Origin of the sequence: Solibacillus sp. FSL W8-0474 (assembly GCF_038004065.1) — a bacterium.
Taxonomy (GTDB): domain Bacteria; phylum Bacillota; class Bacilli; order Bacillales_A; family Planococcaceae; genus Solibacillus; species Solibacillus faecavium.
Window position 1 is genome coordinate 2,958,615 of sequence record NZ_JBBOQJ010000001.1, and the last position, 14,484, is coordinate 2,973,098.

At 41.1% G+C, this 14,484-nt stretch carries 10 protein-coding genes and 2 rRNA genes; 5 read left to right on the forward strand and 7 right to left on the reverse strand.

Translation table 11 applies throughout. The features are described from left to right. Window positions 1-73 precede the first annotated feature (73 nt). From NYE67_RS15070 to NYE67_RS15080, 3 genes are all read right to left on the reverse strand, one after another. A 23S ribosomal RNA gene (locus tag NYE67_RS15070) occupies window positions 74-3,002 on the reverse strand. Window positions 3,003-3,232: 230 nt separating this feature from the next. Further along, a 16S ribosomal RNA gene (locus NYE67_RS15075) occupies window positions 3,233-4,788 on the reverse strand. The 16S and 23S rRNA genes sit together here, the layout of an rRNA operon. A 326-nt stretch (window positions 4,789-5,114) precedes the next feature. Further along, the gene (locus tag NYE67_RS15080; RefSeq protein ID WP_340730359.1) at window positions 5,115-6,005 is read right to left on the reverse strand and encodes a DMT family transporter; all 891 of its coding nucleotides are present in this window, start codon (window positions 6,003-6,005) and stop codon (window positions 5,115-5,117) included. A gap of 124 nt (window positions 6,006-6,129) precedes the next feature. On the opposite strand from NYE67_RS15080, the gene NYE67_RS15085 reads away from it, so the two are divergent. After that, window positions 6,130-6,849 carry an MgtC/SapB family protein gene (locus tag NYE67_RS15085; RefSeq protein ID WP_340730360.1) on the forward strand — a complete coding sequence of 240 codons (720 nt, stop codon included), beginning with the start codon at window positions 6,130-6,132 and terminating at the stop codon, window positions 6,847-6,849. Window positions 6,850-6,863: 14 nt separating this feature from the next. Further along, the gene (locus tag NYE67_RS15090; protein ID WP_340730361.1) at window positions 6,864-7,853 is read left to right on the forward strand and encodes a cation diffusion facilitator family transporter; all 990 of its coding nucleotides are present in this window, start codon (window positions 6,864-6,866) and stop codon (window positions 7,851-7,853) included. A gap of 59 nt (window positions 7,854-7,912) precedes the next feature. Here the strand turns inward: NYE67_RS15090 and NYE67_RS15095 are convergent, their stop codons facing one another. From NYE67_RS15095 to yugI, 3 genes are all read right to left on the reverse strand, one after another. Further along, window positions 7,913-9,076: an iron-containing alcohol dehydrogenase gene (locus tag NYE67_RS15095; protein WP_340730362.1), complete on the reverse strand. Its 1,164-nt coding sequence runs from the start codon at window positions 9,074-9,076 to the stop codon at window positions 7,913-7,915. A gap of 68 nt (window positions 9,077-9,144) precedes the next feature. Further along, a complete protein-coding gene (locus NYE67_RS15100; protein WP_191703864.1) occupies window positions 9,145-10,389 on the reverse strand; it encodes a Glu/Leu/Phe/Val family dehydrogenase in 1,245 nt (414 codons plus the stop codon). 227 nt (window positions 10,390-10,616) lie between these two features. Further along, complete coding sequence (yugI, locus tag NYE67_RS15105) at window positions 10,617-10,991, reverse strand: S1 domain-containing post-transcriptional regulator GSP13 (RefSeq protein WP_191699868.1); 375 nt, start codon at window positions 10,989-10,991, stop codon at window positions 10,617-10,619. A 246-nt stretch (window positions 10,992-11,237) separates the two neighbouring features. Here yugI and NYE67_RS15110 point away from each other — a divergent pair, with 246 nt between their 5' ends. Beyond that, complete coding sequence (locus NYE67_RS15110) at window positions 11,238-12,566, forward strand: sodium-dependent transporter (protein ID WP_340730363.1); 1,329 nt, start codon at window positions 11,238-11,240, stop codon at window positions 12,564-12,566. A 125-nt stretch (window positions 12,567-12,691) separates the two neighbouring features. Further along, window positions 12,692-12,919 (forward strand): helix-turn-helix transcriptional regulator, encoded by a 228-nt coding sequence (locus NYE67_RS15115; RefSeq protein ID WP_191699866.1) that lies wholly within the window; start codon window positions 12,692-12,694, stop codon window positions 12,917-12,919. Window positions 12,920-12,934: 15 nt separating this feature from the next. Here NYE67_RS15115 and NYE67_RS15120 read toward each other — a convergent pair whose 3' ends face one another. Continuing rightward, window positions 12,935-13,195, reverse strand: coding sequence for a DUF1871 family protein (locus NYE67_RS15120; protein WP_191699865.1), 261 nt, complete (start codon window positions 13,193-13,195; stop codon window positions 12,935-12,937). A gap of 80 nt (window positions 13,196-13,275) precedes the next feature. Between NYE67_RS15120 and NYE67_RS15125 the strand changes: the two genes are divergently transcribed. Beyond that, window positions 13,276-14,451, forward strand: coding sequence for a MalY/PatB family protein (locus tag NYE67_RS15125; protein WP_340730364.1), 1,176 nt, complete (start codon window positions 13,276-13,278; stop codon window positions 14,449-14,451). Window positions 14,452-14,484 lie beyond the last annotated feature (33 nt).

Below are 14,484 nucleotides of genomic sequence, written 5' to 3' on the forward strand. Positions count from 1 at the left end.
ATGTCTTGGAACCCTTTGAAAGAATCATTCTTTCAAAACTGGATAAACGTTTCATTGAGTTGTGCAATAAAATGTGGTTAAGTCCTCGACCGATTAGTATTCGTCAGCTACATGCGTCACCGCACTTCCACCTCGAACCTATCTACCTGATCGTCTTTCAGGGGTCTTACTTACTTGCGTAATGGGAAATCTCATCTTGAGGGGGGCTTCATGCTTAGATGCTTTCAGCACTTATCCCGTCCACACATAGCTACCCAGCGATGCCTTTGGCAAGACAACTGGTACACCAGCGGTGTGTCCATCCCGGTCCTCTCGTACTAAGGACAGCTCCTCTCAAATTTCCTACGCCCACGACGGATAGGGACCGAACTGTCTCACGACGTTCTGAACCCAGCTCGCGTACCGCTTTAATGGGCGAACAGCCCAACCCTTGGGACCGACTACAGCCCCAGGATGCGATGAGCCGACATCGAGGTGCCAAACCTCCCCGTCGATGTGGACTCTTGGGGGAGATAAGCCTGTTATCCCCGGGGTAGCTTTTATCCGTTGAGCGATGGCCCTTCCATGCGGAACCACCGGATCACTAAGCCCGTCTTTCGACCCTGCTCGACTTGTAGGTCTCGCAGTCAAGCTCCCTTATGCCTTTACACTCTTCGAATGATTTCCAACCATTCTGAGGGAACCTTTGGGCGCCTCCGTTACTCTTTAGGAGGCGACCGCCCCAGTCAAACTGTCCGCCTGACACTGTCTCCTACCCCGCTAAGGGGCATGGGTTAGAAGTTCAATACAACCAGGGTAGTATCCCACCGACGCCTCCTCCGAAGCTGGCGCTCCGGGATCTCTGGCTCCTACCTATCCTGTACAAGTTGTACCAAAATTCAATATCAGGCTACAGTAAAGCTCCACGGGGTCTTTCCGTCCTGTCGCGGGTAACCTGCATCTTCACAGGTACTATAATTTCACCGAGTCTCTCGTTGAGACAGTGCCCAGATCGTTACGCCTTTCGTGCGGGTCGGAACTTACCCGACAAGGAATTTCGCTACCTTAGGACCGTTATAGTTACGGCCGCCGTTTACTGGGGCTTCAATTCACAGCTTCGCTTGCGCTAACCGCTCCTCTTAACCTTCCAGCACCGGGCAGGCGTCAGCCCCTATACGTCACCTTACGGTTTTGCAGAGACCTGTGTTTTTGCTAAACAGTCGCCTGGGCCTATTCACTGCGGCTTCTCTAGGCTATGCACCCAAAGAAGCACCCCTTCTCCCGAAGTTACGGGGTCATTTTGCCGAGTTCCTTAACGAGAGTTCTCTCGCACACCTTAGGATTCTCTCCTCGACTACCTGTGTCGGTTTGCGGTACGGGCACCTCTCACCTCGATAGAGGCTTTTCTTGGCAGTGTGAAATCAGGAACTTCGCTCATAAGAGCTCGTCATCACAGCTCAACGTTAAAGTATGCGGATTTGCCTACATACACGCCTTACTGCTTGAACACGCGCAACCAACGGCGTGCTTACCCTATCCTACTGCGTCCCCCCATTTCTCAAACGGTGAGGAGGTGGTACAGGAATATCAACCTGTTGTCCATCGCCTACGCCTATCGGCCTCGGCTTAGGTCCCGACTAACCCTGAGCGGACGAGCCTTCCTCAGGAAACCTTAGTCATACGGTGCATGGGATTCTCACCCATGTTTCGCTACTCATACCGGCATTCTCACTTCTAATCGCTCCACCAGTCCTTCCGGTCTGACTTCAACGCTATTAGAACGCTCTCCTACCACGCATACTCAAAGTATGCATCCACAGCTTCGGTGAATCGTTTAGCCCCGATACATTTTCGGCGCAGCGTCACTCGACCAGTGAGCTATTACGCACTCTTTAAATGATGGCTGCTTCTAAGCCAACATCCTGGTTGTCTAAGCAACGCCACATCCTTTTCCACTTAACGATTACTTGGGGACCTTAGCTGGTGGTCTGGGCTGTTTCCCTCTTGACTACGGATCTTATCACTCGCAGTCTGACTCCCGTGTATAAATATCCGGCATTCGGAGTTTGTCTGAATTCGGTAAAGCGAGATGCCCCCCTAGTCCAAACAGTGCTCTACCTCCGGTATTCTCAATCACGAGGCTAGCCCTAAAGCTATTTCGGAGAGAACCAGCTATCTCCAGGTTCGATTGGAATTTCTCCGCTACCCACACCTCATCCCCGCACTTTTCAACGTGCGTGGGTTCGGGCCTCCAGTGAGTGTTACCTCACCTTCACCCTGGACATGGGTAGATCACCTGGTTTCGGGTCTACGACCACGTACTAATTCGCCCTATTCAGACTCGCTTTCGCTGCGGCTCCGTCTTCTCAACTTAACCTCGCACGTAATCGTAACTCGCCGGTTCATTCTACAAAAGGCACGCTATCACCCATTAACGGGCTCTAACTACTTGTAGGCACACGGTTTCAGGATCTATTTCACTCCCCTTCCGGGGTGCTTTTCACCTTTCCCTCACGGTACTGGTTCACTATCGGTCACTAGGTAGTATTTAGCCTTGGGAGATGGTCCTCCCGGATTCCGACGGAATTTCACGTGTTCCGCCGTACTCAGGATACACTCTGGAGGGAATGAACTTTTGACTACAGGGCTTTTACCTTGTTTCGCGGACCTTTCCAAGTCGCTTCGTCTAACTCATTCTTTTGTAACTCCGTATAGAGTGTCCTACAACCCCAAAGAGCAAGCTCTTTGGTTTGGGCTCTTCCCGTTTCGCTCGCCGCTACTCAGGGAATCGAATTTTCTTTCTGTTCCTGCAGGTACTTAGATGTTTCAGTTCCCTGCGTCTGTCCTCATCACGCTATGTATTCACGTGTAGATACTATCCGATTAAAGATAGTGGGTTCCCCCATTCGGAAATCCCCGGATCAAAGCTTACTTACAGCTCCCCGAGGCATATCGGTGTTAGTGCCGTCCTTCATCGACTCCTAGTGCCAAGGCATCCACCGTGCGCCCTTATTAACTTAACCAAAAGTTAACACTTGGATAAAATCCAAGATTTAAGTTTACACGTCAATTGCTTGACTTGTTACATTTCTATAAAATAGAAATTTGTTTTATTGCTTTCAATGTCGTTTTATCCAGTTTTCAAAGAACGAAGTTTTGAAGTATCTCATTCAATTAAGAATGAACCTTCAAAACTGAACAGCAAACGTTAATGTTTCATTCCCCGAGGGAATGATTCCGAAATAATCCTTAGAAAGGAGGTGATCCAGCCGCACCTTCCGATACGGCTACCTTGTTACGACTTCACCCCAATCATCTATCCCACCTTCGGCGGCTGGCTCCATAAAGGTTACCTCACCGACTTCGGGTGTTACAAACTCTCGTGGTGTGACGGGCGGTGTGTACAAGGCCCGGGAACGTATTCACCGCGGCATGCTGATCCGCGATTACTAGCGATTCCGGCTTCATGTAGGCGAGTTGCAGCCTACAATCCGAACTGAGAACGATTTTATCGGATTAGCTCCCCCTCGCGGGTTGGCAACCGTTTGTATCGTCCATTGTAGCACGTGTGTAGCCCAGGTCATAAGGGGCATGATGATTTGACGTCATCCCCACCTTCCTCCGGTTTATCACCGGCAGTCTCCTTAGAGTGCCCAACTGAATGATGGCAACTAAGAATAAGGGTTGCGCTCGTTGCGGGACTTAACCCAACATCTCACGACACGAGCTGACGACAACCATGCACCACCTGTCACCGTTGCCCCCGAAGGGGAAACTATGTCTCCATAGTGGTCACCGGGATGTCAAGACCTGGTAAGGTTCTTCGCGTTGCTTCGAATTAAACCACATGCTCCACCGCTTGTGCGGGCCCCCGTCAATTCCTTTGAGTTTCAGTCTTGCGACCGTACTCCCCAGGCGGAGTGCTTAATGCGTTAGCTGCAGCACTGAGGGGCGGAAACCCCCCAACACTTAGCACTCATCGTTTACGGCGTGGACTACCAGGGTATCTAATCCTGTTTGCTCCCCACGCTTTCGCGCCTCAGTGTCAGTTACAGACCAGACAGTCGCCTTCGCCACTGGTGTTCCTCCAAATCTCTACGCATTTCACCGCTACACTTGGAATTCCACTATCCTCTTCTGCACTCAAGTTCCCCAGTTTCCAATGACCCTCCCCGGTTGAGCCGGGGGCTTTCACATCAGACTTAAGGAACCACCTGCGCGCGCTTTACGCCCAATAATTCCGGACAACGCTTGCCACCTACGTATTACCGCGGCTGCTGGCACGTAGTTAGCCGTGGCTTTCTAACAAGGTACCGTCAAGGTAGCGCCAGTTACTACGCTACTTGTTCTTCCCTTGCAACAGAGTTTTACGAACCGAAATCCTTCTTCACTCACGCGGCGTTGCTCCATCAGACTTTCGTCCATTGTGGAAGATTCCCTACTGCTGCCTCCCGTAGGAGTCTGGGCCGTGTCTCAGTCCCAGTGTGGCCGATCACCCTCTCAGGTCGGCTACGCATCGTTGCCTTGGTGAGCCGTTACCTCACCAACTAGCTAATGCGCCGCGGGTCCATCTTATAGTGACAGCAAAACCGTCTTTCAACTTCCAAACATGTGTTTAAAAGTATTATTCGGTATTAGCCCCGGTTTCCCGGAGTTATCCCAATCTATAAGGTAGGTTACCCACGTGTTACTCACCCGTCCGCCGCTAACGAAAATTCGGTGCAAGCACCAAAAATTCGTCCGCTCGACTTGCATGTATTAGGCACGCCGCCAGCGTTCGTCCTGAGCCAGGATCAAACTCTCCATAAAAGTAGTTTGAAAGCTCATTTGCTTTGCTAGCGATTCAACTTAATTAAAAGTTGAAATCTATTGTTTGCTTCATTTAAGAAGCTTGTTTCATCAACGTTGCTTGTTCAGTTTTCAAGGTTCATATAGCTCCAAAAAGGAACTTCTCAAGATTACCATCTTAAAGTTATTATGTCAATAACATTTACGATATATTTCTCGGTGACTTACCGACTTGAATTATTATATTTCATTTAAATTCTGATGTCAATAATTATTGTGAAATATTTTTTTAAAGTAACCATCCTCTTAAGGACAATTAATAATATACCTTAAAAGGATGTATAAAATCAAGCTTTTTTTCTAAAAATCTTTTTCACATCAACCACAAATAACATTATCCCAAAAATCACGATTAAACCACCTACTAATTGATAGGCTGTCAAATACTCATTAAAGATAAATAGTGCCAATATTGCTGCTCCCACAGGTTCAAACAAAATTGCAATAGAAATCACGTTTGTACTCACCCACTTTAAAGACCAGTTAAAAAGATTATGCCCTAATAAATTAGGAATAATCGCCAACAATAAAAACCACATCCAATCAATCGCCGGGTATGGACCGAATGATTCTCCTTTTACAATAATATAAAAGAATAGTGTAATCGTACTTACTGAATAAACGACCATTGTATAAGTTACAAGTGACAGTCTCTTTCTAACATCTTGACCAAACAATAAATATCCGGTTACTAATGCACAGGCAATTAAAGCTAAAATATCACCATAAAGTGCTGAACCACTAATTCGGAAGTCTCCCCAACTAATCAGAACACTCCCTAAAATTGCTATAGCACCTGCCACAAGCGTCTTTAATGTAATTCTCTCTTTAAAAAACAGGTAGGTACCGATAAAAGCGAATAATGGCTGCATTGTAACCAACACAGTAGAGCTTGCAACGGAAGTGTAGTTTAGTGACTCAAACCACAGGATAAAATGAAATGCTAAAAAAATTCCTGCTATCGAAGAAAAGAACCAATCCCGTTTTGTTAGCATTTTGATTTCGTGGCTATATTTCATTAAAAACCACGGTAGCATAATTATAATTGAAAACAACATACGATAAAATGCAATAACACCCGAATCTGCACTAGCCAGTTTTACAAAGATTGCAGAAAGGGAAACAGAAATCACACCTATCATAATTGGGATATACGGATGAATTGGTGGTCTTTCCACAAACATGCCTTCTTTCTATATAAATAGTTTAGCATCCGATATATTTACGATCACTAACCTTACAAACTATACCTTATAAAAGATCTTTTTTCGATATATTCTATAGAAAGGAGATAAACGCGTCATGGAATGGTTAACTACTGATAATTTTACTTTGGAAGTTTTATTAAAATTATTAATTGCGGCAACACTAAGTTTAATTATTGGAATAGAGAGGGAATTAAAAAAGAAGCCAGTCGGTTTAAAGACAAGTTTAGTTATTGCTACATTTAGTTGCTTACTAACAATTATATCAATCGAGACTGCCTATTCAACACCTGCTCGAGATGACATTAACATTACAATGGATCCTCTCCGATTAGCTGCTCAAATTGTTAGCGGGATAGGTTTTTTAGGTGCGGGTGTTATTTTACGGAAAGGTAATGATAGTATCACAGGTCTTACAACAGCAGCTATGATTTGGGGTGCGGCAGCAATTGGTATTGCTGTTGGTGCAAACTTTTATATTGAAGCCTTTATTACAGTACTGATCGTTGTATTAGGAATCGAGCTTCTCGCGCCTTTACTTATGAAATTTGGCCCTAAAAGATTAAGGATGCGGGAAGTTTCATTAATGGTTATTACTGAACAGGCAGATAATATAAATGATTTGATGGAGTATATGAAAAAATATGATATGTACGTTGAAAATGTAAGCATTCGAGATGTATCTAATACTGAAAAAATATTGCATGAAATTGATATTCGATTTTCAACTATTGAAACAAATCATACAATTGAGTTATATAACCGACTAAGAAAGCTTAAATTTGTTCAAAATATTAAAATTGAATACTTAGATTAAATGGAGGAAAACGCATGGGAGAATTATTTAAGTTAATAAAAGGTGGTAATAAGCCATCCTTAATCGCCGCTTTTGTCAATTCATTTTTAGGCATTATAAAAGGGGTTGCGTTCTTCTTCACTGGCAATGTCGCCATGTTCGCAGAAATGATGCACTCATTTGGGGATGCTGCAAACCAATTTTTCGTATTTATCGGTTCCGCGCTGTCGAAAAAAGCTCCAACTCCAAGATTCCCCAACGGATACGGGCGTATTGTTAACTTAGTGTGCTTAGGAGCTGTTTTAATTGTTGCTATTCTTTCTTATGAGACCATTAAAGAAGGTTGGCATCACTTCAGGCATCCTGCTACAGAATCTTCAGGCGTAGCTATTGCACTTGGTGTATTAACAATCGGGTTCGTATTGGAATTATTCGTTTTAAACAAGGCCGCAAAAGAAGTATTGCATGAAGTGAGTGTCGAGCGTAAAGGGATTGCAATCATTCAGTCTGCTAAGTATTTGAAACGTGCAAAGCCTGCTACAAAGCTTGTTTGGATGGAAGACTTAGTGGCAACATCAGGAAACCTTCTTGCTTTTTTAGCAATTGTCATCGCCTACTTTACAGGCTTCTACCGATTAGAAGGAATTGTATCTATTATCATTGGTTTAATGATGTTTTATGTAGTAGGTCGTGTATTTTTGGATAATGCACGTGGAGCTATCGGTGAAACAGATGAGGAAATGCTTGTTCATATCGGTAACTTAGTAATGGAAGATCCTCACGTAAAGGATATTGCACGACTGGAAGTTATTAAAGAGGGGGAATTTTTGCATGTGGAATTAATTGCAGAAACAGATCCAAGTCTTTCGCTCGCATATTTAGATGATGTACGTGATCATTTAACTACCCTGTTATTAAACCAAAAAGGTGTTACAAAGGTGACAATGGCCTTCGATGAAGATGATGGAGAACGTGCATGGAAACATACTGTCACAAAGCCCGAAACGGAAAAAGGGATGATTTAATTAATCTTCATAATAAAGGGAAGCTGGTCCAATAGCAGACCAGCTTCCCTTTTATAATGTTATAAAGACATTTCCAAAATTTTTCGTACGTCCTCTGCTTCAAGCTTATTGAAGTTTCCGAATGGACCATATACTAGGCAATGCTCAACCATTCCTTCAAAATGACTTGCATCGATCTCAAAATCAGCTAAGCGGTTTGGTGCACCAATAGATGTCCAAAATGCTGATAATGCCTCGATTCCTTCCAACGCAACCTGCTCATCAGTTTTATCTGTTGCATCAATATTGAATACGTTGATAGCCAACTTTGCAAATCGTGCGGGATTGATGTGTAAATTATGCTTCATCCAGTTAGGGAAAATTATCGCTAAGCCACTTGCATGCGCGATATCATAATAAGCTGAAACAGCATGTTCAATATTATGTGTTGCCCAGTCACCACGCGAACCTAGTGATAAGAAGCCATTTAAGCCAATCGTTCCTGCAAGCATCAATGTTTCACGGTGTTCATAATTGAATGGATCCTCTAAAGCTTTAGGAGCAACATCAATTAAGGTACGTAAAATCCCTTCACTCATTTCATCTGTAATCGGTGTGTTTGTCGCATTGTTAAAATATTGCTCAAGGATATGTGACATCGTATCCACAACACCATTTACTGTTTGATTTGCTGGTACCGTAAATGTATATGAAGGATCTAAAATTGAAAACTTAGGGAACACAGCAGGGCTGCCCCATCCGTACTTTTCTTTTGTCTCTAAATTAGTAATAACCGATCCTGAATTCATTTCTGATGCTGTTGCCGCTAACGTTAAAACAGTTGCCAAAGGTAATGCTTCTAATGCCAATACTTTCTTCGTTACAATATCCCATGCATCTTCTTCGACTTTGGCTCCTGCCGCAATTAATTTCGAGCAGTCAATAACCGAACCGCCACCTACTGCCAAAACGATATCAACATTATGTTGCTTACAAATTTCAATTCCTTTTCTTGCCGTTTCTACACGTGGATTCGGTTCAACACCAGATAATTCAAATACATTCATATCCAAATCATTTAAAATTGACATGATTGAATCGTAAACACCATTAGCTTTAATACTTCCGCCGCCATATACAATTAAAATGTTTTTCCCGTATTGTGGAAGTTCCATACGTAAGTTTTCGATACTTCCCTCACCAAAGTGTATTTTTACCGGATTGTAAAATGAAAAGTTGTTCACCAATAATTCCCCCTATTTTTGAAAAAAGCCTCACTCCACAATGGGAGTGAGACTTAATTTTATAACGATTATACCCATCCACGGAAGCGAGAAGCCTCGGCAGTACGGCGTACCCCTACCATGTAAGCCGCTAAACGCATATTAATATTGCGGTTTTGCGCTGTTGTATATACGTTATCAAACGCTGTAACCATTTTTGCATATAATTTCTCACGGACCTCTTCTTCAGTCCAATAATAACCCATATTATTTTGAACCCATTCAAAGTAAGATACTGTTACACCGCCAGCAGAGGCTAATACATCCGGTACTAGCAGGATACCACGGTCTGTTAGAATCTTAGTAGCTTCTGCAGTCGTTGGACCATTTGCCGCTTCTACAACGATGTTCGCTTTAATATGATGTGCATTGTCTGCTGTAATTTGATTTTCAATTGCAGCCGGCACTAAAATATCGCAGTCTAATTCCAATAGTTCCTTATTTGAAATAGTGTTCTCAAATAGTGTTGTTACAGTACCAAACGAATCACGTCGGTCCAATAAATAGTCAATATCCAAACCATTAGGATCATGTAATGCACCGTGCGCATCTGAAATTCCAATTACCTTTGCCCCTAAATCGCTCATGAATTTCGCTAAGAAACTCCCAGCATTCCCGAAGCCTTGGATAACAACACGTGCACCTTTAATTTCAATCCCGCGTTTTTTTGCTGCTTCCTCGATTACAATTGTTACACCTTCAGCAGTCGCACGATCGCGCCCTTGTGAGCCTCCAAGTACAATTGGTTTACCTGTGATAAATCCTGGCGAGTTAAATTCATCCATACGGCTATACTCATCCATCATCCAAGCCATAATTTGAGCATTTGTGAACACGTCTGGAGCTGGAATGTCTTTAGTAGGACCTACTACTTGGCTAATAGCACGTACATAACCACGACTCAAGCGTTCGATTTCTCCCATTGACATTTCACGAGGATCGCAAATAACGCCGCCTTTACCTCCACCATAAGGAAGGTCGACAATTCCACATTTCAATGTCATCCACATAGAAAGCGCTTTCACTTCTTCCTCTGAAACCATCGGGTGGAAACGAACTCCGCCCTTTGTAGGACCAACTGCATCATTATGTTGTGCACGGTAACCTGTGAATACTTTAGTCGTACCATCGTCCATTTTCACAGGAATTCGTACTGTTAACATACGAACAGGTTCCTTTAGTAATTCATACATTGCCTCATCATAGCCTAGTTTATTTAATGCCTCATGAATTACTTCTTGAGTAGATGTGAATAAGTTTAAATTTTCAGCCATTATATTATTCGCCTCTTTAAAATTATTGTATTTGTGTCTTTCCGCCAACATTGTAACATACTTCATTCGGAGTTTGTTAAATATTTCGTCACATTTTATGCACTTTTATTATTTCTATAATAATTTATGAAAAAAAATACTTTTTAAACCATGTTTATACTTAATTAACCTATTTTCCTCAAATAAAAACACACCTCATTATCTATTTATATAACGAGGTGTGCTGTTTAATGTCCGGATTGTTCAATCCAGTCCTTTAATTTTTCCTTTAAAATTTGAAAACCATCTGCATCTACTTCATCTACCCGATCTTGTAAAGAACGGCGAGGTTGCATATCCCTTTTCCTATGAAAGGGTACTTCTTGAAGTTCACGAATAGATAAGCTTATTTTTTTTTGATCTGTATCTACATCTAAAACCTTTACTTGTATTTCATCACCAACGGATAAAAATTCACTTACATCTTTCACAAAGCCATATGTGATTTCAGAAATATGCACAAGCCCTTGCGTAAATTCATCTAAAGCAACAAAAGCTCCGTATGGTTGTATTCCTGTTACTTTACCGGTTAACACGTCACCCACTTCAATTTTTTTTGCCATACTTTGTTCCTACCTTCTTTTCGTATATACGTAAATGTCATGTTAAATTATAACATATGAAGCTTACAGTAACAAAGAATCGTATTAATCTAGCGTTTTTCTATCAATAATTATAATAAAAACCCAATAATTAAAATTATTTTATTGTTTGTTGCATGGTATTTATCATTTCATTAAATCTTTTTTGCAAAATTTGCGAATATTATTGTAAAATGTTTATTTGCATACACATAAGGAGGTTGTCTTTTGTCATCTAGAGATCAATTTACATCTAAGATTGGATTTATATTAGCTGCTGCAGGTAGCGCAGTCGGTCTTGGAGCTATTTGGAAGTTCCCTTATATGGCGGGAACAAATGGTGGTAGTGTTTTTATTTTATTATTTGTATTATGTACAGTTTTAATCGGGTTACCAATTTTAATTGCTGAGTTTATGATTGGACGAAGAGGTCAAAAAGATCCCATTACCTCTTTTAAAGAGCAGGCACCAGGAAAACCTTGGTTTATGATTGGATGGATCGGGCTAGTTGCTTGTGGACTCATCCTATCGTTTTACAGTGTCGTTGGTGGCTGGATATTGAGCTATATTGTCAGAGCAACTACGTTTTCCCTTACCGGTCAAGGGAATGACTTTGGCGCATTATTTACGGATATTATTTCAAATCCAATGGAAGTCCTATTTGCACAGGCATGCTTTATGATTTTAACTTTAGTTATCGTCCAAGCTGGCATTAAAAACGGCATCGAATCGGCGAGTAAATGGATGATGCCATTATTGTTCATTTTCTTCATCTTGCTATTTATCCGTTCAATTACATTAGAAGGAGCATTTGAAGGTGTAAAATTCATGTTTATTCCCGATTGGTCCTATTTTAATGGTGAAACATTAATTTTAGCTTTAGGACAGGCCTTCTTTTCACTAAGTATTGGCGTCGCTGCAATGATCACTTATGCCTCTTATTTATCCAGAAAAGAGAAAATTGTAACTTCAGCTATAAATGTTGCTACGTTGAACATTGCGATATCATTATTGGCGGGTCTTGTAATTTTCCCGGCCGTTTTTGCACTTGGCTTTTCTCCTACAGAAGGTCCTGGCTTAGTCTTCATTATGATTCCTGCAGTGTTTGAACAATTGCCGTTCGGTAGTTTTTTGCTGCTTGTCTTTTTCATCTTATTGCTCTTTGCCACTGTCACTTCTTCAATAGCCTTATTAGAAGTAGTTGTTTCAATAGGCATACGAGGAAAAACTGCACAACGTAAAAAGGCATCTTCTTTATTAGCGGCCATTATCTTTATCGTTGGTATTCCAAGTGCTTTATCATTTGGTATTTTGTCAGACGTTTCAATTTTTGACCGTTCTATTTTTGACTTTGTGGATTATGTAACAAGTGCAATACTAATGCCAATTGGTGCCCTTTTAACTTCGATTTTTGCCGGATACCATTATTCTAAGAAAATCTCCCGTGAGGAAATACAGGCATCGCCAATTATATATACCATTTGGCTATTCATCGTACGCTATTTAGCACCAATATCCATCGTAGCCATCTTTATTAACAAAGTGTTCTTTAGTTAATTTTAAAAACTTGTTCAAATTGAAATTTTGAACAAGTTTTTATTTTTGTCATAAACAGGGGATTTCATAAGTAGTTATACATATTATAATTAGTAAAAAGAATATATTGGAAGGATGTGCACCAAGTGAAATTAAAGCTTCATGAACAGTTAAAAATATTGCGTCTAGAAAAAAGCTTATCCATTGAAGATCTTTCAAAAAAGACACAAGTAGGCATTGAAAAGCTGACAGCCTATGAAAAAGGTGACCAAATTCCTTCGACGCAAACAATATTATTATTATCGACGATTTTGGAAGTACCAGTATCTAATTTAATGGATGGCTTAAATATAAAAGCGAGCGGCCTTAGTTAAAGGTCGCTCGCTTTTTTAAATGATGCATTTGGCTTCAAATTTTACTGCAAGTAATTTATACGCAATAGCTACACAGCGCTCAAAAGGAATCCATTGTTCAAATGAATATTCATAAACTTTCTGAATTACTTTCCCTAGCTCTGTTGGATCATCTATTCCTTGTAATGCGGCTACAACATCAGCTGTCTCCGTATCATAGCTATGAATACCAAATCCGAATGGATCCCAATTTTGTAATATATGAACACACTTTTGATTCATTTCAATATTATCCATTTCCCTCACCCTATTACTCTCTTATAATAGTTAGTATAATAACATAAGTAAAAATAATTTCTATAGAAAAGAGGATTATAATGTCTATTTTTAACGAAATTCATGCTCGTCGTAATTCCGATTCAATTAAATGGGATATGATGAGTGCCGTATACAATTTAGAGGATACTTCGAATATTCTACCAATGTGGGTAGCTGATATGGACTTTCCCCCTCCCCCTGCTATGACACAGGCTATAAAAGAACGATTGGAGCATCCTATATTTGGCTATACATTTGCGAGTGATGAAGTAAAGGATGCAATCGTTAAATGGTATGAAACACGTCATCAGTGGAACATTGACCCATCTACCATTCTATTTCAACCTGGTGTAGTACCAGCAATTGCTACGATAATCGAGACATTCACAGAAGTTGGAGACAAAATTGCCATGTCTACTCCGGCATATCCACCATTCTTCAATGTCCCAAAAGATCAGATGCGGGAAGTCGTGACTTGCGACTTAACAGAAGAAAATGGCATTTACACAATTAATTTTGAGACACTAGAAGAAGTTTTCCGAACTGGCGTTAAAATGTTTATTCTATGTAACCCCCATAATCCAGCAGGCATTGTTTGGGGTCGTAAAGAACTTGAACAGCTTGTCGCTTTATGTATTCAATATGACGTGTATTTATTATCCGATGAAATTCATGCAGACATTTTAATCCAGAAAGCCTATACACCTATTTTTACATTGCCAAATGCTGCTGAAGCAAAAATCATTACTTGTATTGCGCCTACTAAAACATTTAATATAGCAGGTATTCATGCTGCAATGATTGTTGCGCCAAATAAAGAATTATTTACAGCTCTCGGAAAAAATTCACAGGCACATGGAAATCTTGGCTTAAATACTTTTGCAAGCACCGCTGTAAAAGCTGTCTATAATGATGGTGGCCAATGGTTAGATGAATTGCTTCTTTACTTGAAAAGTAATATGGAGTATGTTGCAAAAGAATTAAATGCAATTGAAGGAATTAATGTAAAAATTCCTGATGCAACCTATTTAATGTGGATCGATTACCGCGCAACTGGCATTGAAGAGAAAGAACTAATGAATCGACTTCTAACAATTGGACAAGTTGCCTTAGATCCTGGTACGAAATATACGGAAGCTGGTCGAGGCTTTTTACGAATTAATGTTGCATGTCCATTTGATACGTTAAAAGTTGGTGTTGAGGGCATCAAAAAGGCTTTGCAAACATTTAAATAACAAAAAGGGGTTATCCGGAAAATTCTTTTCGGA